Origin of the sequence: Bradyrhizobium centrolobii, from assembly GCF_001641635.1 — a bacterium.
GTDB lineage: Bacteria > Pseudomonadota > Alphaproteobacteria > Rhizobiales > Xanthobacteraceae > Bradyrhizobium > Bradyrhizobium centrolobii.
The window spans coordinates 138,361-157,233 of the sequence record NZ_LUUB01000078.1; the positions used below are offsets into that span (position 1 = coordinate 138,361).

Consider the following 18,873-nt stretch of genomic DNA (forward strand, 5'->3'; position numbering starts at 1 on the left):
TCCACCATGCGCCTGCGAATCCTGCACACCACGACCTATCGCTACGAGCCGCCGGCCACCAGCGTGATCCAGATCCTGCGCATGACGCCCGGCAGCCATGACGGGCAATATGTGGCGGAATGGCAGATCGACGTCTCGACCGACACCAAGCTCGACACCCATGAGGACGCGTTCGGCAACCTCACCCAGGTGCTGTCCTGCGGACCCGTCGGCGACATCAAGGTCACCGCCGAGGGCCTGATCGAGACCCACGACACCGGCGGCGTGCTGCGCGGCGCCGACGAGCGCTTTCCGCCGGGCATGTTCCTGCGTACGACTGAGCTCACCGGGGTCAATCCGGCGATGACGGCGGTTGCCCGCCAGTTGCGCGCGGAGGCCGAGAGCGACACGCTAGGCTTCCTGCACACGCTGATGACGCAGATCAGCGAGCACATGACCTTCGACGAGGACCCGACCAACAGCGGCACCTCGGCGGCGGAGGCGTTCACGCTCAAGCGCGGCGTCTGCCAGGACTATGCGCATATCTTCATCGCCTGCGCCCGCACCGGCGGCGTGCCGGCGCGCTTCGTCTCCGGCCACTTCCTGCGCTCCGACGGCACCGTCCATCAGAACGCGGGGCACGCCTGGGCGGAAGCCTTCGTGCCGGACCTTGGCTGGGTCGGCTTCGATCCTGCCAACTGCATCTGCTCGACCGATGCGCACGTCCGCGTCGCGATCGGTCTCGATTATCTTGGCGCGGCGCCGGTGCGCGGCACCCGTTATGGCGGCGGCATCGAGACGCTGACGGTGGCGGTGAAGGTCGACCAGGCCGGCCGCAGCGGCCAGTCGCAATCGCAATGGCAGGGATAGGCTTGCTTGTCATTCCGGGGCGCGCGCCAGCGCGAACCCGGAATCCATCGGGCCGCTGCGTCGGAGGTGAAATGGATTCCGGGCTCGCGACTTCGTCGCGCCCCGGAATGACGACCAAGATTCGCAGTTCCTGAAATCCGACGCCTCGCAGTCCTGCACGGCCGCCCCTACGGCAAGGTTTCAACCCGGCCCTCGCGGGAATTGGGGTTGGAGCAGCCTTTGAAATTGGCTAGTAATTCCGCGCAAACGCTCGCGCTCGGGGACTGGAAATGACCTATTGTTGCGGAATCCTGGTTCGGGACGGGCTCGTCATGATCGCCGACACCCGCACCAATGCCGGCCTCGACAACGTCTCGACGTTCCGCAAGCTCCACATCTTCTCCAAGCCCGGCGAGCGCATCATGGCGATTGCGAGCGCGGGCAACCTCGCCATCAGCCAGTCGGTGCTGTCGACCCTCACCGAAGGCCTGGAAGACCCCAACACGGGCGAGGTCGAGACGCTGATGAACGCGCCGACCATGTTCCAGGCCGCCCAGCGCATCGGGCGGGCGATCCGCGCGGTGCACGCCACGGAAGGACCGGCGCTGAAATCCGAAGACGTCTCGTTCGACGTGTCCTTCCTGTTCGGTGGCCAGATCAAGGGCGCGCGCATGCGGCTGTTCATGGTCTACACCGCCGGCAATTTCATCGAATGCACCACCGACACGCCGTACTTGCAGATCGGCGAACACAAATACGGCAAGCCGGTGCTCGACCGCGCCATGCATTACGACGTCGAGCTCTATGAAGCGCTGAAGACCGGCCTGATCTCGATGGACTCGACCATGCGCTCCAATCTCGGCGTCGGCCTGCCGATCGACGTGCTGGTGGTCCGCTCGGATGCCTGCGATGCCGATCTCAATCACCGCATCGAGGCGGGTGAGCCCTATTTCCACGACCTGCGCTCGCGCTGGTCGGCGGCATTGCGCGCGGCGCACCAGAACATCCCGCGCCCGCCCTACAAGAACGAAAAAGAACCCAAAACCTGACAGCTTAAGAGAAAAGGCAGGAAACGATGAGCGAAGCAAAAAAGATCGCAGTGGTGACGGGCGCCGGCACCGGTGTCGGACGCGCGGCGGCGCTGGCGCTGATGGACGCCGGCTTCACCGTGGTGCTCGCCGGACGCCGGCTCGACAAGCTCGAGGAGACCGCAAAGCTCGGCCCTGCGGGCAAGAGCCTCTGTGTCTCCGCCGACATGACTGATCCGGCCTCGATCGCCGCGCTGTTCGCCAAGGTGACGGACACCTATGGTCGCCTGGACGTGCTCTTCAACAATGCCGGCATGGGCGCGCCGCCCGTCAATTTCGAGGATCTGAGCCTCGAACAGTGGCAGGCGGTGGTGAACACCAACCTCACCGGCCCGTTCCTGTGCACCCAGCACGCCTTCCGCATCATGAAGGACCAGACCCCGCGCGGCGGCCGCATCATCAACAACGGCTCGATCTCGGCGCACGCGCCGCGGCCGTTCTCGGCGGCCTATACCTCGACCAAGCACGCCATCACGGGCCTGACCAAGGCCTCCAATCTCGACGGCCGCGCCTATGACATCGCGGTCGGCCAGGTCGACATCGGCAACGCCGCAACGCCCATGACCGACCGCATGGTCGCCGGCCCGGGCGTGATGCAGCCCGACGGCACGATGAAGCACGAGCCACGGATGGACGCGAAGGCAGTCGGCGATGCCGTCGCCTACATGGCCGGTCTCCCGCTCGATGCCAACGTGCTGTTCATGACGGTAATGGCGAGCAAGATGCCGTTCGTGGGACGGGGCTAGTTCTCTCCTCACCCTCTCCCCGTTCCTTACGGGGAGAGGACAGGCACCCAAAATCTGCGCCTCACTCAAAAAACTGAAAAACAACCCCATGCACAGTAGGTGATGCGGGGTTCCGACTGCTGCCGGCGAGCGGGGTGAGGCGAAGTAAACCCACGCGCCACCTCCACAATCGTCATTGCGAGCGCAGCGAAGCAATCCAGACTGTCGCCGCCTAAAGACTCTGGATTGCTTCGCTGCGCTCGCAATGACGGATGAGAGAGCCTTCGCTCCTCACCCCCTACTCCAGCCGCTCCACCTGCCGCAGGCTCGGAAACAGCTTCATCCACAACAGCGCCACCGCGATGGTGCAGACGCCGCCGAGCACGGCGGCCGGCATGGCGCCGAACAGTGCGGCCGTGAGCCCGCTCTCGAACTGGCCGAGCTGGTTCGAGGCGTTGATGAACAGGAAGTTCACCGCGCCGACGCGGCCGCGCATCTCGTCGGGTGTCGCCAGCTGCACCAGCGAGAAGCGGATCACGACGCTGACCGTGTCGGCAGCGCCGAGAACAGCGAGCGACAGCACCGACAGCCACATCCAGGACGACAGCGCGAACACCACGGTGGCGATGCCGAACATGATCACGGCCTGGAACATGCGCATGCCGACATGCCGCGAGATCGCGTGCCGCGCCAGCACCATGGTCATCAGCAGCGCGCCGACCGCCGGCGCCGCCCGCAGCACGCCAAGCCCCACCGGACCGGTCTGGAGGATGTCGCGGGCATAGATCGGCAATAGCGCGGTGACGCCGCCGAACAGAACGGCGAACAGGTCGAGCGAGATGGTGCCGAGGATCGCCGGATTGCTGCGGATGAAGCGGACGCCGGCAAAGATGTTGTCCGCGCTCGTATCCTTGGCGACCGCCTGGGGGCGCGGCTGGATGAAGCCGGTCAGGATCATCCCGAGAATCCAGAACAGCACCATCACGGCATAGGCGAGATGCGGCGCGATGGCATAGGCAAGGCCGCCGAGCGCCGGCCCCGTGATGGTGGCAACCTGCGCCGCGCCGCTCGAGATCGCGGTCGCACGCTGGAGCGATCCCTGCGGCGCGATCAGCGGCAGCAGCGCCGCGGTGGTCGGGCTTTCGAAGGCGCCGGCGATGCCGAGCACGAAGGTCGCGACGAAGATCTGCACCTCGCCGACCGCGCCGAGATAGGTGATAACGGCGAGGTAGAGCGCGGTCGCCGCTTCCACGAGCTGGCAGAGCTGGACGACGCGTTTGCGTTCAAAGCGGTCGGCGGCATGGCCGGCGACGAACACCAGAAGCGCGGTGGGCAGGAACTGCACGAGCCCGACCATGCCCAGGTCGAAGGCCGAACCGGTGAGATCGTAGATCTGCCAGCCGATCGCGACTGCCGCGATCTGGCTGGAAAAGCGCGACAGGCTGCGCGAGAGCAGGAAGAACAGGAAGGCGGGATGGGAGAGGAGCGCTCCAGCGCTGACCGGCGGATTGGCTGGCACCGCCCGCTCGTCGCTCACCTCCCGGCTCACCTTCTGGACCATTCCCGCGTGATGTTGATGAGGACTCGCGTGGCTGACGCAGACGAGCTTGTCAACAGCGGAAGGCTCCGGCGGCCTCCCGGCATTGCCTTTGCAACGCACGCGCTGCCATAATCATTGGGGGTTTGGGGACATCATGCTGCGGCTGCAATCGGCACTCGGCATTTTCGCATTGCTGCTGATCGCCTGGGCGCTCGGCGAAAACCGTCGCGCGGTCTCGCTGCGCCAGGCGGCGATCGGGCTCGTCGTCACCTTCGTCACCGCGATCGTGCTGTTGAAGCTGCCGGTCGTCGCGCATGCCTTCGGCGCCATCAATGACGCGGTCGGCGCGATCTCATCGGCCTCGCGCGCCGGCTCGTCCTTCGTGTTCGGCTATGTCGGCGGCGGCGCCCCGCCCTTCGACGTGAAGGTGCCCGGAGCCGATTTCATCCTCGCCTTCCAGGCGCTGCCGATCGTGCTGGTCATGAGCGTGCTGACCACGCTGCTGTTCTATTGGCGGGTGCTGCCGCCGATCGTGCGCGGCATGGCCTGGCTGCTCGAACGCACGCTCGGCGTCGGCGGCGCGGTCGGGTTGTCGACCGCCGCCAACATCTTCCTCGGCATGGTCGAGGCGCCGCTGTTCGTGCGGCCGTATCTGAAGCAGATGACGCGCAGCGAATTGTTCCTGGTGATGACCGGCGGCATGGCCGGCATCGCCGGCACGGTGCTCGTGCTCTATGCGACCCTGCTGGCGCCGCTCATTCCCGATGCGGCGGCGCATTTCGTCATCGCCTCGGTGCTGGGAGCGCCGGGCGCCATTCTCGTCAGCCTGATCATGGTGCCGGAGACCAGCAGCGTGCGCACCGGCGGCACGCTGGAGGATCCCGAGTTGGAAGTCTCCAGCACGATGGATGCCATCGTGAAAGGCACGAGCGCCGGCCTCGAGCTGCTGCTCAACATCGTCGCCATGCTGCTGGTGCTGGTGGCGCTGGTCTATCTCGTCAACGCCCTCCTCGGCCTGCTGCCGAACATTGGCGGCGCTTCGATCTCGCTGCAGCGTCTGCTCGGCCTCGTGATGGCGCCGGTGTGCTGGCTGATGGGCCTGCCCTGGGATCAGGCGGTCACGGCCGGCAGCCTGATGGGCACCAAGACCGTGCTCAACGAATTGATCGCCTATGTCGATCTGTCCAAGCTCGCGCCGGACGCGCTCGACCCGCGCTCGCGCCTGATCATGCTCTACGCGATGTGCGGCTTCGCCAATTTCGCGAGCCTCGGCATCATGATCGGCGGCCTCGGCGTGATGGCGCCGGAGCGGCGCGAGGAGATCAATGCGCTCGGGCTGAAGTCGATCGTGTCAGGGACGCTGACGACATGTTTGATGGGGGCGATCGTGGGGGTGCTGACGTAGGCTTTCTCCGCCGGTCATTCCGGGGCGCGACGAAGTCGCGAGCCCGGAATCCATCGCGCAGCAACACAAGCGGCGAAATGGATTCCGGGCTCGCGCGGAGCCTGTCATCGGGCCGCGCTTCGCGCGGACCCGTTGGCGCGCCCCGGAATGACGAAGGGACAACCGTGTCGCGACAGCGCGTAGCCCGGATGGAGCGCAGCGTAATCCGGGAAAGTGTCTCCGTCGCAGGCAGTCGCCCCGGATTTCGCTTCGCTCCATCCGGGCTACGAAGCTGACGTCGGAGCACCGTCATTGCGAGCGAAGCGAAGCAATCCAGAAATGTATCCGCGGAAACGCTCTGGATTGCTTCGTCGCAAGGGCTCCTCGCAATGACGGTGGAGAGAGCGCGCGCCTACGCCTTCAACTCCACCGTCTTGAACGCCGCCGGCAGGATCACCTCCAGCAGTTCGACGTCATCCGAATAATCCAGGATCATGTGCTTGATCTTCGGCGGCTGGGTCCAGGCGCTGCCTTGCGTCATCATCGTCTCGCCCTGCCCCTCCATGTAGGTCTTCACCCAGCCTTTGAGCACATAGACCATCTGGAATTCGACGTCGTGATAGTGAAGCTTTGAGACCTCGTCCGGATTGCACGGCGGCAGCAGGCGGATGACATGCGCCTGCGCCAGGCCGTGGGTCGCGGCGGAAATGCCGAGGTCGCGATACTTGGCATAGGCGCGCAGGCCGTCCGTCCGGAAATCCTCTTCGCGGTGATGGCTGACGGCGATGCGCTGCTTCGGTCGCGCAGGTTTCCGGGCGGACGACTTGCTGACGGACGACTTGCTGACGGAGGATTTGGCCGGTGTCGTCCGCGCCTTCGCCTTCACCGCCTTGCGCGCCGAGGACCGCGCCGCGGCCTTGCTGCCGCTCCACTTCTTCCTCACCGCGGACTGCGCCGCGCTGCGTGATGTCGGCTTCTTGGACTTGGCCATGGCTGCCTCCCGTTGTTGTTATGGAGAAAGAGGCTAGCACAGAAATGGGAATCGTAGGGTGGGTTAGCCGGCAACGTCCGCCGCAGCTCCACGAGCGAAGGCGGAAGGCGTAACCCACCACTTCTGTCGACGCGGCGAACAAAGAGGTGGGTTACGCTTCGCTAACCCACCCTATACGAGATCTGACGTTGGGCCTTCAGTTCAGCCTGAACACGCCATCCACGGCGCGCAGCTCGGCGGGCTTGATCAGCTTGGAGTGCGCCACCGTCACCGAGAACAGGGGACCGTCGAGCTTCTCCTCCCAGAACGCCAGGAAGTCGGTCAGCGCCGGGAATTTCGGGAAGACATCGTAGTTCTGCCAGATATAGGTCTGGAGCAGCGAGGGGTGATCCGGCATCCGGTAGAGAATTTGCGCCGTCGTCAGGCCGTAGCCCAGCATCTGTTTCCGGAAGTCCTCGGAAACGCCCCCAACCCGTATGCCCATGCCAACCTCCTTTGCAGGAGCGCTTAACATTCAGGGGTGGCTTGATCCGTGCCCCGGGAAGCCACCCGGTGGAGATGCGCTCACATGAGAGAAATGTGACGCAAACCGACAATTCATCTCAAGCCCAAAAGTTTAACAAGCTGTTGAAATTCAATGCGTTAGCAGCAGATGCGGGCCCGTGCTAATACCGGGGCGGACAGGCGGTTAACGATGGTAAAGGGAATCTGGCAGAGCGCGCTTTCGAGTGCTGATTTTTCTGCTAGAAGCCCTTGCCCCCGCAAAATTCCTGTCCTATTTCAGCCTCGCTCGTGCTAGCACTCGCGGGCAACGATTGCTAACAAGCTAAAAATCCTCAACTCGTGCAACTGCTTAGGAGGACTGCATGAAATTCCGTCCGCTTCACGACCGCGTCGTGGTCAAGCGCATCGACGCAGAAGAGAAGACCGCTGGCGGCATCATCATTCCCGACACTGCCAAGGAAAAGCCCTCCCAGGGCGAAGTCGTCGCTGTTGGCCCCGGTGGCCGCGATGAATCCGGCAAGCTGATCCCGATCGACCTGAAGGTCGGCGACCGCGTGCTGTTCGGCAAGTGGTCCGGCACCGAAGTCAAGATCGACGGCCAGGACCTGCTGATCATGAAGGAGAGCGACGTGATGGGCGTTCTCGAGGTCAGCGATTCCAAGAAGAAGGCGGCCTAACAGCCCCCTCTCCCACCCAAGCCAACATCTCAAGGAAAAATCCAGATGGCAGCCAAAGAAGTCAAATTCTCGGTTGAAGCGCGCGACAAGATGCTGCGCGGCGTCGAGATCCTCGCCAATGCGGTGAAAGTCACCCTCGGCCCGAAGGGCCGCAACGTCGTGCTCGACAAGTCGTTCGGCGCTCCGCGCATCACCAAAGACGGCGTCACCGTCGCCAAGGAGATCGAGCTCGACGACAAGTTCGAGAACATGGGCGCCCAGATGGTGCGCGAAGTCGCCTCCAAGTCCGCTGACGCGGCCGGCGACGGCACCACCACCGCCACCGTGCTCGCGGCTGCGATCGTGAAGGAAGGCGCCAAGTCGGTCGCCGCCGGCATGAACCCGATGGACCTCAAGCGCGGTATCGACCTCGCGGTCGAAGCCGTGGTTGCGGACCTCGAGAAGAACTCGAAGAAGGTCACCTCGAACGACGAGATCGCCCAGGTCGGCACCATCTCGGCCAACGGCGACGCGGAGATCGGCAAGTTCCTCTCCGACGCCATGAAGAAGGTCGGCAACGAGGGTGTCATCACCGTCGAGGAAGCCAAGTCGCTCGAGACCGAGCTCGACGTCGTCGAGGGCATGCAGTTCGATCGCGGCTACATCTCGCCCTACTTCGTCACCAACGCCGACAAGATGCGCGTTGAGATGGATGACGCCTACATCCTCATCAACGAGAAGAAGCTCTCCTCGCTGAACGAGCTGCTCCCGCTGCTCGAGGCCGTGGTGCAGACCGGCAAGCCGCTGGTCATCGTCGCCGAGGACGTCGAGGGTGAAGCTCTCGCCACTCTCGTCGTGAACCGCCTCCGTGGTGGCCTGAAGGTCGCGGCCGTCAAGGCTCCGGGCTTCGGCGATCGCCGCAAGGCCATGCTGCAGGACATCGCGATCCTGACCGGCGGCCAGGCGATCTCGGAAGACCTCGGCATCAAGCTCGAGAACGTCACGCTCAACATGCTCGGTCGCGCCAAGAAGGTGATGATCGACAAGGAGAACACCACGATCGTCAACGGCGCCGGCAAGAAGGCCGACATCGAGGCGCGCGTGGCCCAGATCAAGGCGCAGATCGAGGAGACCACCTCGGACTACGACCGTGAGAAGCTCCAGGAGCGTCTCGCCAAGCTCGCGGGCGGCGTCGCGGTGATCCGCGTCGGCGGCGCGACCGAGGTCGAGGTGAAGGAGCGCAAGGATCGCGTTGATGACGCGATGCATGCGACCCGCGCGGCTGTCGAGGAAGGCATCGTCCCGGGCGGCGGCGTCGCCCTGCTCCGTGCCTCCGAGCAGCTCAAGGGCCTGCGCACCAAGAACGACGATCAGAAGACCGGCGTCGAGATCGTGCGCAAGGCGCTGTCGGCTCCCGCTCGCCAGATCGCGATCAACGCCGGTGAAGACGGCTCGGTGATCGTCGGCAAGATCCTGGAGAACAAGACCTACAACTACGGCTTCGACTCCCAGACCGGCGAGTACGTCAACCTCGTCACCAAGGGCATCATCGACCCGACCAAGGTCGTGCGCACCGCGATCCAGAACGCAGCCTCGGTTGCGGCTCTCCTGATCACCACGGAAGCCATGGTCGCCGAGCTGCCCAAGAAGGGCGGCGCCGGTCCGGCGATGCCCCCGGGCGGCGGCATGGGCGGCATGGACTTCTGATCCAGCCGTTCTGGCGAAACCAAGAAATGCGAAACCCCGGCAGCAATGCCGGGGTTTTTGTTTTTGGCTGAACACGCAGAGGTGGTAGCCTCCCTGTCATTCCGGGGCGGCGCGCAGCGCCGAGCCCGGAATCCATTTCACCGCACGCGCATGGCCTACTACGTCTACCTCCTCGCCAGCAAAAAATACGGCACGCTCTATCTCGGCGTGACGAACGATATCGTCCGCCGCATCCACGAGCATAAGAGCAAAGCTGTTGCTGGTTTCAGCAAGCGATACGCAGTCGACAGGCTGGTATGGTTCGAGATCTACGACGATCCCGTCACCGCCATCGAACGTGAGAAGGAATTGAAGAAGTGGCGGAGGGAATGGAAGATCCGGCTCATTGAAGAACGGAATCCACAGTGGATCGACCTGTATGCGCAAATTGCGAGCTGAGCTTGTGGATCAATGGATTCCGGGCTCGGCGCTTCGCGCCGCCCCGGAATGACGGGATGAAACAGTTCCGCCTCACTGCACCTTCCCGATCCGCCCACCACGCGGCTCGCCGTTCGGCACGACCGACCAGAAGATCCGCGTCACCCGGCCGACGAGATTGTCCATCGGCACAAAGCCCATCGCCGTCATCACGCGGCTGTCGGTTGAGTTGTCGCGGTTGTCGCCGAGCACGAAGAGATGGCCTGGCGGCACCGTGTAGACGTCGGTGTTGTCGTAGAAGCCGTTGTCGATGCAGTCATAGGTCTCGTAACTCACCCCGTTCGGCAGCACCTCGCGCCAGCGCTTGATCTTCGCGCCGGGTTCGAGTCCGCAGGCGACGCCACCGAGCGTGTCCATGCGAGGAAGGCGGGTTACCGGCTTGCCGTTGAGAATGAGCTCTCCCTGACGCATCTGGATGCGGTCGCCGGGCAGCCCGACCACACGCTTGATGTAGTCGACCGACGTGTCTTTCGGCGAGCGAAACACAACGACGTCGCCGTACTCGGGCTCGGCGGCAAAGACGCGGCCCGACAGCCAGGACGGCGCGAAGGGAAAAGAATAGCGGCCGTAGCCGTAGGCATATTTTGCAGCGAACACATAATCGCCGACGACCAGCGTCGGAGCCATCGAACTGGAAGGTATGTTGAACGGCTGGAACAGGAAGAAGCGAACGAGGAACGGCGGCGACCACAACACCGGGATCAGCAGGATCAGGATGACGATCGCCTTCCATTCCCTGGACTGCGCCGACGGCCGGATGGTTTCCTGAAGAGTGGTCATGCGCCTGCCCTGATCAAGACTGTGGTCGTCGCGACGATTACGCAACCTAGGGGCGCGCGCAATCCTTGCAATCCCCGAACTTGGTCGCGCAGCGTCCGGACTGCGTTCAACGCGGGAGCACTTGGCGACGTCTGCACCTGTCGGCAGTCAACGGCGCGCGAGATCCCTGAAGCAGAGGCGCAGCCAGTCGATGGTCAGGCGCGTCGCCGGATCGCGCCTGAGATGGATCTGCACCAGCAGCCAGACGTCGCGCCGCTTGTCAAGCAGCGTCGCTCGCAGGCTGCGATCGACCAGCAGCGCGGCGCAGTTATGCTCCGGCAAAACACCGATGGCGCGATGCGACCTGATCAGCGTCTGGATGACGCGGACATTGTCGGTGATGCAGCGCGCGGCGCTCAGGCGCCTTGCGCGCAGGAACTGCGACTCCGGGATCGCGGCGAGCTCGTCGGGATAGGCGCAGACGACCGGCGCGGCATCGACGGTCTCGGCCGGCTCGAAGAAATACAGCCGCACCTCGGCAAGCTTCGAGATCATGAAGTCGCCCTTCTCCGGCTTGCGCAGCCGTATGGCGAGATCGGCCTGCCAGCGCGAGAACTTGACGTTCTCGCTCGACGTCAGGAATTGCAGCGTCAGGCCCGGATTGTCGCGCAGGAACTGCTCGGCGCGCGGCGCGAGCAGCTCCTCCGCGACCGAATTGGTGGAGGCGATACGCAGCCGCCCGACCGGACCTGGCTGGCTTTCCCTGATGCGACCGATCTCGGCGACATGTCCGGCAATCGCACCGACGTGCTCGAGCACCTTCTCGCAGTGTCGAGTCGGCCGGCGCACGCCGTCCACGGCCTCGAACAGGGGGACGCCAAGGTCGCGCTGGATGCGGCCGAGACGCCGCCCGACCGTCGTCTCGTCAATGCGCAGCCGCGCGCTCGCACCGGCGTAGGTGCCCTCGTCCCGAACAGCCGCGATGATGCGCAGATCATCCCAGTTCATCCGCATCGATTAGCACGCCGCCAGCCCGGCCTGCAAATCTGCAGCCATCTGCTGCAGAAGTCCTGCACGATCGCGGGCCCGAGCCGCGCTAGGCTGCTCGGGTCCCGCTTCCTGGAAAGGCCCTCATGACCGCCCCAAAGACCCTGCTTGAACTCGCCGGCGCCGATCTGAACCTGCCCAGGCTCGGCGACTCCTGTCTCGTCCTGATCGACGTCCAGAACGAATACCGCGCCGGCCCGCTCGCATTGCCGGATGCGGAGAGCGCGATCGCCTCTGCCGCCCGCCTGCTTGCACGCGCGCGCCAGAGCGGCGCTGCAATCTTCCACATCGCGCACAAGGGCCGCGCCGGCGGCCTGTTCGACCGCGAGGCCGAGCGCGGAGCGATCGTTACGAACCTGACGCCGCTTGCGACCGAACAGGTCGTCGAGAAGGCGCTGCCGAACGCCTTTGCCGGCACCGACCTGCAAGCCCGGCTCGCGGAGACCGGACGCAAGAACATCGTGCTGGCGGGGTTCATGACCCACATGTGCGTGAGCTCGACCGCGCGCGCCGCGTTGGACCTCGGTCTTCGCACCACGATCGCGGCCGATGCCTGCGCCACCCGCGATCTGCCCGACGGCCGCGGCGGCACGCTGGACGCCCGGACGATCCACGAGGTCGCGCTGGCCGAGCTGTCGGATCGCTTCGCGATCATCGCACGCGGCGATGCGCTGAAGTGACGGAGCGCGCGATGCTGCAGCTCTATTTCTTTCCGATGGCTTGCTCGCTCGCCAGCCGTATCGCGCTGACGGAAGCCGGCATCGAGGCGCGCTATCACCTCGCCCATATCTGGACCAAGAAGGTCGTGGACGACGGCAGCGATTTCCGAAGCGTTTCGCCGAAAGGCGCCGTTCCGGTCCTGATCCTGGAGAATGGCGAACGGCTGACCGAGAGCGCGGCGGTGCTGCAATATATCGCCGATTTGAAGCCTGAGCTCGGCCTTGCGCCGCGGCCCGGCGATCCGGATCGCTATCGCCTGCAGGAGTGGCTAAGCTTCATCGGCGCCGAGATCCACAAGGCGTTCCTGTTTCCGACCTTCTGGTACAAGGACGACGCGTCGCTCGCCAAGCCGCGCGCGAGAATCGGACAGACACTGTCGGTGCCTGCCACGCATCTCGCCGACCGCGAATTCCTCGTCGGCGACCGGTTCACCGTGGCGGATGCGCATCTCACCTGGGCCTTGCTGCTGCTCCGTCCCGCAGGCGTCGACATTGCGCAATGGCCGTCGTTGTCAGCCTATCTCGAACGCATGCAGGCGCGGCCTGCCGTGAGGGAAGCGATCGCAACCGAGATGGCGCTGCGCAAGACGGTCACGGCCTAAAGCGCAATGAGATTGGGATGAATCGTCATTGCGCTTTAAGGTTATTGTTTGAGCATGATCTATTCGGAAAACCGCTGCACACTTTTCCGGATCATGCTCCAAGCGCGGATCACTGCACGCGCGCCAGCACCGCGAGCTTGCGGATGCCCTTGTTGCGATAGGCATCGAGGAACGCGTAGTAGTCCTTGAACGACACGCAGCCGTTGGAATCGCCGTTCGGCCCGAGCATGAAGGTGTGGGCAAGCAGCCCGTCGCGGCCGTAGATCGCGTTCTCGCCGCCGATCGGGGTCAGGCGTAGCGCGGGCACGCCGTGAAACAGCGCTTCGCGCGGCTTCAGCATGTAGATGTGCGGCGGCGTCACGCCGCGCATGCGGACGCGCGAGGAGCGCGGATCGTCGAGATTGGAGCCGAGGCCGGAATGCGCCTCGAGCCTGGTGCCGTCGGGCAGATAAACCGTCTTGGCCGTGATGTCGTAGACCGCAGTGTCGCGCTCATAGGGCGGCGAACCGCCGAGCATCGGGTTCTGCTCCCTCGGCGCGATGCTCGCGGTCACGCTGGCATCGGCCGACGCATAGGCCAGGAGCCCGCCGGACGGCTCGCGCTTGCCCCAGAGCTTCTCCACCATCGACTGGCGCGGCCCGGTGATCGCCATCACCGCCGCCTTGGCGCGATCGGCGAAGGACTTCGGCTTCGCCTCTGGCAGGTGCGCGGTCTCGGCCGGCTCGGCCGAGGCAAGCTGCACCGGCGCTTCAGCGCCGCGCTTGGCCTTCGCAGCATCCGCGATCTTGGCGGGGCCCTGCGCCTTCGGCGCTTCCGCAACCTTCACGGGCGCGGCCGGCTTCGCCGTGTCCTTGGCTTCGGCAACCTTGGTCGCGGGCGCCTGCGGCGCAGCGCTTGCCGCATTCGACTCCACGCCCTGGGTGGCCGCTGCGGCAAAGCGCTCGTTGAACATCTCGCGCGTGATCGGCGCGACCACCTGCACCTGGTCGGGCAGCAGCGCAAAGGCTTCCTTCACAGCCTCGCCCGCCTCGCGCAGCGCAACCTTGGGCGCGCGCTTGATCACGGGCTCGTCGTAGCCGGTGCTGCCCACCGTCGGATAGACGTTCGCGGCAAAGATGTTGCTGTAGACGGTCCAGCCGGCACCGAGCACGAGGCAGCCGATCGCAGCCGCGCCAAGCACGTTTTGGGTGGTCACTTTCCGGGAAGACTTCCGAGAAGATTTCTTGGACTTCCGTGCCGCGTTACTTTGCGCAGCGATACTCGTACTCATTCGCCTTGCGTCCAGGACGGTGTCACTCAGTCCCCCTTCGAAGTGCCGCTGCTGGTCACGTTCCGAGAGCTGCATCTCGCAGAGGGTCGGAGCGTCATTAAGGCGACTTTTAGTTAAATGCAGATTAAGTTCGGGCGGATATGGGGCAACCCGTCATGCTGTCCCATTTAGAGAAAAAGCCCGCAGAACTACGGACTTAGGCGGGGCTGTTAACCATAATTCTCGGCCAGTTTGGCGCGATCATCTGGCGTCTCCAGCAGCGCCGTATGACGCATCCAACTACGCCGTTTTCGTGATCTTAAATACCGCTTGACCATAGCGACGAAGCGTTGCGCGAGGCTGGGGAGTCCGCCTTTCATTCGATGGGCGCACGCGCCAATCGACCGTCGACAAGCCTGCCGTTGACGCTGATTGTCACGGGCTCAAGCGAACGCCGGCGTGACCGAAAGTTGATCGCGCTCAATCTGGACATGCGCTGGGCGATAAAATAGCTGCCAGCACGGCACTTTTCAGCAGCCTCGGCACGTGATACGGTACCGTATCAACATTGCCTTGAAATGTGCCGACCACGCGAATGGAGGCTGACATGAAAAGGGGCGCGCGCGCCGGATTATTCGCTCTGGCGTGGTCGTTTCTGTTGATCGGACAGGCTGCCGCGCAGCCTGCCAATGCCAATGCAGGTTGCACATCATCGCCGTCCGCCGCCGGCACGCAGACATGGCGCTGCGACAACGGCATCACAATCGTTGCTGAAAATGGCGCCAGATTTGAACTTAAGGACGCCAACCGCGACGGACATATTGACTCCGTGGAATTGAGCAGCAAGGCGCTGCTCGTCGAAGTTCCCAAGAAGCGCGGCGGCAATCCCTTCAAGGTGCTGACGCCGCAGGCGATTGCCGCGGTGCGCGGCACGAAATGGGCCGTCGATGCCGCTGACGGCAAGACGTCCGTCTTCGTCGCCGACGGACGTGTCGGCGTGAGCCGCAGGGCTCGTGGACGCGGCGTCGTGCTCGGACCGGGCGAAGGCGTCGACGTCGAAGCGGCCGGGACGCTGGAGGTCAAACGCTGGGGCCAGCCGCGCATCGACGCCTTGATGGCGAGGCTCGGACAGTAGATTTGGAACAGTAGGTTTTGGACAAGAGAGCGGATTGCAGAACGGCCATATGAGTAGCCGACGCGTTCAGATCCTGGTTGCGCTCGTCCTCACCGCGTTGTGGGGCGCCGGCATCTATGCCGGTCACGCCAACGGTCATCTGCGCTTTCTCGATCGTCTCGAGGCAACGCTGACGGATTTGCGCACGCTGGCGCGCGGCGTCCAGCGTGCCCCCGACCTCGTCACCATCGTTGCGATCGACGATACCGTCGTGAAGCGCGGCGGCCACTACCCGCTCCCCCGCGCCGATCTCGCGCGGGTCGTCGACGCCATCGCGCAATTCAAGCCGAAGGTCATCGCCATCGACCTCCTGCTGGTCGATCGCGGCGCCGGACTCGGCGATGCCGTACTGGCGCGTTCGCTCGCCGCCGGTCCCACGATCCTTGCCGCCGCGGCGATCTTTCCAACCGCCAGCTCCAGCGTGGCAAGGAGCGGCGGAGAGCCGCTCACCGCCCTGCCCCAGGCGGAGCGTTTCCTGCTGCCGCTGCCGGCCTTCGCCGATCACGCCGAGGTCGGCATCGTCAACGTTGCGACGGGACAGTCCGGCTCCCCGCTCTCGGTGCCGATGCTGTTCAGGACGGGCGACAAGGTCGAGCTGTCGTTTCCGCTGCGGGTCGCGACGCGGGCACTCGACAAGCCGCTGACGATTGCTCCCGACCATCTCATGCTCGGCGATCGCGCAGTTCCGACCGACACCGACTTCGCGCTGCCGATCACCTATTACGGCCCGCGCCGCACGATCCGCACGTTGAGCGCGCAGAACGTGTTCGACGGCACCCTCGACCGCGCGGCCATCGAGAACCGGATCGTCGTGATCGGCGCGTCCGTTGCCGGCGGCGGTGACTTCTTCCCGACGCCGTTCGACTCCCTGATGCCGGGCGTCGAGGTCGTCTCGACTGCAATCACCCATCTCATCTCCGGCGACGGCATCTTGCGCGACCGCAAGGTTCATATCGCCGACGCGCTTGCCGCGATCCTGCTGCCGATGCTGCTGGTGGGCCTGCTCGCCTGGCGGCGAAGCACGCTCGGCCTCGTCGCGGCCGCCGCGGTGATGGTTGCCTGGGCCGCGCTCAACCTGTTCGCGTTCACGCACGGCGTCTGGCTCAATGCCGCAACTACGCTGGCAGCCGCGGTGCCGCCGGTTGCGGTCTTTGCCGGCGTGCAATTGTGGGCCGGAAACCGCAGGACGCAGTACCTGACGGCACAGAGCAGATCCCTGGCGCAATTCCAGGCGCCGGCCGTGCAGGAGTGGCTGGCGCGCGATCCCGATTTCCTGGCAAAGCCGGTCCGCCAGGACGCCGCTGTCGTCTTCATCGATCTCTCCGGCTTCACCACGTTGAGCGAACGGACCGATCCGGATACGCTTCAGGACTTGTTGAAGGCATTTCACGCGCTGGTCGACAAGTCGGCCGTCTCGTCCGGCGGGATGATCACCGGCTTTCTCGGGGACGGCGCCATGATCCTGTTCGGCCTGCCGCGCGCGATGCCCGATGACGCGGCCCGCGCCCTCAAATGCTCGATCGACCTGCATCGCGCCGTCCAGGATTGGATGGCATCGCTGCCGCCTTCGATCAGGGATCAGCTCGACTTCAAGATCGGCGCGCATTTCGGCCCGATCGTCGCATCGCGCCTCGGCGGAAGCCACCAGCACATCACCGCGACGGGCGACACCGTCAACGTGGCGAGCCGGCTGATGGAGGTCGCCGCCCAGCACGATGCGCGGCTCGCGCTCAGCGATAGGCTGCTGGATGCGGCCGACTTCCTCGGCGATCCCGACAGCACCCTGAGAGGTCCGCTACGCACGCAGGTGCGCGGCCGCTCCGGCACGGTCACAGTCTGGTTCTGGCGTGACGAGAGACAGCCGGGACAGGCGGCGGCCGAGGCCGACATGGCGGGCTGAGGCCCTGAGACCCGCTACCGCGCCTCCGGTGGTGGCGAGCGGTCCAGGATCTCGCCCCTGGCACCTTCCAGCAAATCGATACCGTAGGTTTCGATGACAAGCGGCCCCCGCTTGCGCTGCAACTCCGCAACGCGCGTCACCTGCGCGAAGAGGTCGTTGAGGAAGGGATGTCCGTCGGGACGCAGCTCGTCGACATAGATGAGCTTGCCCGCGAGCAGCTTCGGATCGGGCTCGCCCATGTTGACCCAGCGGATGCGCTGGCTCTGCTGCACCACGCAAGTGCCGCGCGGCAGGTAGAACGCAAGCCAGCCCGTGGTGCCGTAGTCCGGCGTCAGGATACAGCTGGCGCCGACGCGGGCGCGTACGGCTTCGATCTCCGCCGCGAGCTCGCGCCAGCCGACGCCGACGCTGCGCACGGTCGCATCGCGGCGATAGCCGGACAGCACGCCCGTATTGGCCTGCACGATGAGCGCGGCAAACATCACGATGCCGACGGGCGCGGCCCAGCGCAGGCAGAAATCCACGAGGCGCCGCTGGCGCGGCTTCCACTGCGCGAGGTTGGCGGCGGCTGCCGCGGCGACGACGAAAGGCGGATAGACCGGCGCGAACCAATTGGCCTCGACCCGGGCATGCAGCGAGTGCCAGACGAAATAGGCGACGATGGTCCAGAACATCGTCTCGATCAGCACGCGCGAGGCCAGCGCGCCGGCCCTGCGCCAGGTCAGCACATGAAGCCCCATCGAACCGAGAATGAAGACGAGCGGTGTGGCAAACGCGATCTGAGTCGGGATCAGCTCGGCGATGAAGACGGGACGAAAATCCTCGATTCGCGCGCGGCCGAACTGCTTTGCAAACGAGACCCATTGATGGTCCGCATTCCAGAGGATCACCGGCAGGAACAGTGCGAACGCAACAAGGCCCCCGAGATAGGGCCAGGGCGACAGGAACCAGCGCCTGAGCTTCGGCACGGCCGCAAGCCAGATCAGGATCGCCGGCCCGAAGAACAGCGCGGTGTATTTCGACAGCAGGGCCGCGCCGACCGCTGCGCCGACGGCGAGCCACCAGGCGCCACGCCCGGTCTCCAGCACCTTTGCGAGGAAGAACAGCACGAAGCTGGAAGCGACCAGCAGCGGCGCATCCGGCGTGACGATCATCGTGCCGACCGCCGCCATCAGCGTCACGTTGAGCAGGACGGCACCGTTCGCCGCGAGGCGCGCGCCGCCGAACAGGATCGCAGCCGAGCGATAGATCGCATAGCTCATCGGCAGCGCAAGCAGGATCGAGACCAGCCGCACGCCGAGCTCGGTATCGCCGGCGATCATGGTGCCGGCGCGGATCACATAGGCGACCATCGGCGGGTGGTCGTAATACCCCCCCGCAAGGCTCTTCGACCACATCCAGTAATAGGCTTCGTCGAAGGTGATCGGCGTGAAGGCGGCGGCGACCAGCCGCAGCGCGATCAGCGCAAGAATCACCACCGCGGTATTGCGGACGATCCGCGCGTCAGCCCCGCCCATCGCGCG

At 65.0% G+C, this 18,873-nt stretch carries 18 protein-coding genes; 11 read left to right on the plus strand and 7 right to left on the minus strand.

The features are described 5' to 3' along the window. Positions 1-6 precede the first annotated feature (6 nt). From AYJ54_RS25410 to AYJ54_RS25420, 3 genes are all read left to right on the plus strand, one after another. Positions 7-849 carry a transglutaminase family protein gene (locus AYJ54_RS25410; protein WP_063703095.1) on the plus strand — a complete coding sequence of 281 codons (843 nt, stop codon included), beginning with the start codon at positions 7-9 and terminating at the stop codon, positions 847-849. Positions 850-1,118: 269 nt separating this feature from the next. After that, a complete protein-coding gene (locus AYJ54_RS25415; RefSeq protein WP_063703097.1) occupies positions 1,119-1,877 on the plus strand; it encodes a proteasome-type protease in 759 nt (252 codons plus the stop codon). Between the two features lie 26 nt (positions 1,878-1,903). Then, positions 1,904-2,662 (plus strand): SDR family oxidoreductase, encoded by a 759-nt coding sequence (locus AYJ54_RS25420; protein WP_063703098.1) that lies wholly within the window; start codon positions 1,904-1,906, stop codon positions 2,660-2,662. A 277-nt stretch (positions 2,663-2,939) separates the two neighbouring features. On the opposite strand, the gene AYJ54_RS25425 is transcribed toward AYJ54_RS25420, so the two are convergent. Beyond that, on the minus strand, positions 2,940-4,202 hold the full coding sequence (locus tag AYJ54_RS25425) for an MFS transporter (RefSeq protein ID WP_063703100.1): 1,263 nt from the start codon (positions 4,200-4,202) through the stop codon (positions 2,940-2,942). A gap of 133 nt (positions 4,203-4,335) precedes the next feature. Here AYJ54_RS25425 and AYJ54_RS25430 point away from each other — a divergent pair, with 133 nt between their 5' ends. Beyond that, on the plus strand, positions 4,336-5,586 hold the full coding sequence (locus tag AYJ54_RS25430; protein ID WP_063703102.1) for a NupC/NupG family nucleoside CNT transporter: 1,251 nt from the start codon (positions 4,336-4,338) through the stop codon (positions 5,584-5,586). 391 nt (positions 5,587-5,977) lie between these two features. Here AYJ54_RS25430 and AYJ54_RS25435 read toward each other — a convergent pair whose 3' ends face one another. Continuing rightward, the gene (locus tag AYJ54_RS25435) at positions 5,978-6,556 is read right to left on the minus strand and encodes a cupin domain-containing protein (RefSeq protein WP_063703104.1); all 579 of its coding nucleotides are present in this window, start codon (positions 6,554-6,556) and stop codon (positions 5,978-5,980) included. 196 nt (positions 6,557-6,752) lie between these two features. Beyond that, positions 6,753-7,040 carry an usg protein gene (locus AYJ54_RS25440; protein WP_063703106.1) on the minus strand — a complete coding sequence of 96 codons (288 nt, stop codon included), beginning with the start codon at positions 7,038-7,040 and terminating at the stop codon, positions 6,753-6,755. A 382-nt stretch (positions 7,041-7,422) separates the two neighbouring features. Between AYJ54_RS25440 and groES the strand changes: the two genes are divergently transcribed. The 3 genes from groES (at position 7,423) to AYJ54_RS25455 (ending at position 9,861) form a co-directional block, all read left to right on the plus strand. Then, positions 7,423-7,737: a co-chaperone GroES gene (gene groES, locus AYJ54_RS25445; protein ID WP_063703108.1), complete on the plus strand. Its 315-nt coding sequence runs from the start codon at positions 7,423-7,425 to the stop codon at positions 7,735-7,737. 45 nt (positions 7,738-7,782) lie between these two features. After that, a complete protein-coding gene (gene groL, locus AYJ54_RS25450; RefSeq protein ID WP_063703110.1) occupies positions 7,783-9,423 on the plus strand; it encodes a chaperonin GroEL in 1,641 nt (546 codons plus the stop codon). Positions 9,424-9,573: 150 nt separating this feature from the next. After that, the gene (locus tag AYJ54_RS25455; protein WP_063703112.1) at positions 9,574-9,861 is read left to right on the plus strand and encodes a GIY-YIG nuclease family protein; all 288 of its coding nucleotides are present in this window, start codon (positions 9,574-9,576) and stop codon (positions 9,859-9,861) included. A gap of 72 nt (positions 9,862-9,933) precedes the next feature. Here AYJ54_RS25455 and lepB read toward each other — a convergent pair whose 3' ends face one another. Continuing rightward, positions 9,934-10,680 carry a signal peptidase I gene (gene lepB / locus AYJ54_RS25460; RefSeq protein WP_063703114.1) on the minus strand — a complete coding sequence of 249 codons (747 nt, stop codon included), beginning with the start codon at positions 10,678-10,680 and terminating at the stop codon, positions 9,934-9,936. 147 nt (positions 10,681-10,827) lie between these two features. Then, positions 10,828-11,667, minus strand: coding sequence for a LysR family transcriptional regulator (locus tag AYJ54_RS25465; RefSeq protein WP_063703377.1), 840 nt, complete (start codon positions 11,665-11,667; stop codon positions 10,828-10,830). 125 nt (positions 11,668-11,792) lie between these two features. Here AYJ54_RS25465 and AYJ54_RS25470 point away from each other — a divergent pair, with 125 nt between their 5' ends. Together AYJ54_RS25470 and AYJ54_RS25475 are read left to right on the plus strand one after the other, a co-directional pair. Then, positions 11,793-12,386 carry a cysteine hydrolase family protein gene (locus tag AYJ54_RS25470; RefSeq protein ID WP_063703116.1) on the plus strand — a complete coding sequence of 198 codons (594 nt, stop codon included), beginning with the start codon at positions 11,793-11,795 and terminating at the stop codon, positions 12,384-12,386. An 11-nt stretch (positions 12,387-12,397) separates the two neighbouring features. Next, entirely contained in the window at positions 12,398-13,027 is a 630-nt protein-coding gene (locus AYJ54_RS25475; protein ID WP_063703379.1) for a glutathione binding-like protein, read from the plus strand. A gap of 109 nt (positions 13,028-13,136) precedes the next feature. On the opposite strand, the gene AYJ54_RS25480 is transcribed toward AYJ54_RS25475, so the two are convergent. Next, complete coding sequence (locus AYJ54_RS25480; RefSeq protein ID WP_063703117.1) at positions 13,137-14,222, minus strand: DUF2778 domain-containing protein; 1,086 nt, start codon at positions 14,220-14,222, stop codon at positions 13,137-13,139. Positions 14,223-14,883: 661 nt separating this feature from the next. Here AYJ54_RS25480 and AYJ54_RS25485 point away from each other — a divergent pair. After that, positions 14,884-15,411 (plus strand): FecR domain-containing protein, encoded by a 528-nt coding sequence (locus tag AYJ54_RS25485; protein WP_063703381.1) that lies wholly within the window; start codon positions 14,884-14,886, stop codon positions 15,409-15,411. Between the two features lie 49 nt (positions 15,412-15,460). Then, positions 15,461-17,350: a CHASE2 domain-containing protein gene (locus tag AYJ54_RS25490; RefSeq protein WP_063703118.1), complete on the plus strand. Its 1,890-nt coding sequence runs from the start codon at positions 15,461-15,463 to the stop codon at positions 17,348-17,350. A 14-nt stretch (positions 17,351-17,364) separates the two neighbouring features. Here AYJ54_RS25490 and AYJ54_RS25495 read toward each other — a convergent pair whose 3' ends face one another. Beyond that, positions 17,365-18,867 carry a glycosyltransferase family 39 protein gene (locus AYJ54_RS25495; protein ID WP_063703119.1) on the minus strand — a complete coding sequence of 501 codons (1,503 nt, stop codon included), beginning with the start codon at positions 18,865-18,867 and terminating at the stop codon, positions 17,365-17,367. Between the last annotated feature and the right edge of the window lie 6 nt (positions 18,868-18,873).

Excerpts from the sequence above, each read along its gene's own strand:
- AYJ54_RS25410 (WP_063703095.1), top strand. The coding sequence starts at position 7 with ATGCGCCTGCGAATCCTGCACACCACGACCTATCGCTACGAGCCGCCG.
- AYJ54_RS25415 (WP_063703097.1), top strand. The coding sequence starts at position 1,119 with ATGACCTATTGTTGCGGAATCCTGGTTCGGGACGGGCTCGTCATGATC.
- AYJ54_RS25420 (WP_063703098.1), top strand. The coding sequence starts at position 1,904 with ATGAGCGAAGCAAAAAAGATCGCAGTGGTGACGGGCGCCGGCACCGGT.
- AYJ54_RS25425 (WP_063703100.1), bottom strand. The coding sequence starts at position 4,202 with ATGGTCCAGAAGGTGAGCCGGGAGGTGAGCGACGAGCGGGCGGTGCCA.
- AYJ54_RS25430 (WP_063703102.1), top strand. The coding sequence starts at position 4,336 with ATGCTGCGGCTGCAATCGGCACTCGGCATTTTCGCATTGCTGCTGATC.
- AYJ54_RS25435 (WP_063703104.1), bottom strand. The coding sequence starts at position 6,556 with ATGGCCAAGTCCAAGAAGCCGACATCACGCAGCGCGGCGCAGTCCGCG.
- AYJ54_RS25440 (WP_063703106.1), bottom strand. The coding sequence starts at position 7,040 with ATGGGCATACGGGTTGGGGGCGTTTCCGAGGACTTCCGGAAACAGATG.
- groES (WP_063703108.1), top strand. The coding sequence starts at position 7,423 with ATGAAATTCCGTCCGCTTCACGACCGCGTCGTGGTCAAGCGCATCGAC.
- groL (WP_063703110.1), top strand. The coding sequence starts at position 7,783 with ATGGCAGCCAAAGAAGTCAAATTCTCGGTTGAAGCGCGCGACAAGATG.
- AYJ54_RS25455 (WP_063703112.1), top strand. The coding sequence starts at position 9,574 with ATGGCCTACTACGTCTACCTCCTCGCCAGCAAAAAATACGGCACGCTC.
- lepB (WP_063703114.1), bottom strand. The coding sequence starts at position 10,680 with ATGACCACTCTTCAGGAAACCATCCGGCCGTCGGCGCAGTCCAGGGAA.
- AYJ54_RS25465 (WP_063703377.1), bottom strand. The coding sequence starts at position 11,667 with ATGAACTGGGATGATCTGCGCATCATCGCGGCTGTTCGGGACGAGGGC.
- AYJ54_RS25470 (WP_063703116.1), top strand. The coding sequence starts at position 11,793 with ATGACCGCCCCAAAGACCCTGCTTGAACTCGCCGGCGCCGATCTGAAC.
- AYJ54_RS25475 (WP_063703379.1), top strand. The coding sequence starts at position 12,398 with ATGCTGCAGCTCTATTTCTTTCCGATGGCTTGCTCGCTCGCCAGCCGT.
- AYJ54_RS25485 (WP_063703381.1), top strand. The coding sequence starts at position 14,884 with ATGAAAAGGGGCGCGCGCGCCGGATTATTCGCTCTGGCGTGGTCGTTT.
- AYJ54_RS25490 (WP_063703118.1), top strand. The coding sequence starts at position 15,461 with ATGAGTAGCCGACGCGTTCAGATCCTGGTTGCGCTCGTCCTCACCGCG.
- AYJ54_RS25495 (WP_063703119.1), bottom strand. The coding sequence starts at position 18,867 with ATGGGCGGGGCTGACGCGCGGATCGTCCGCAATACCGCGGTGGTGATT.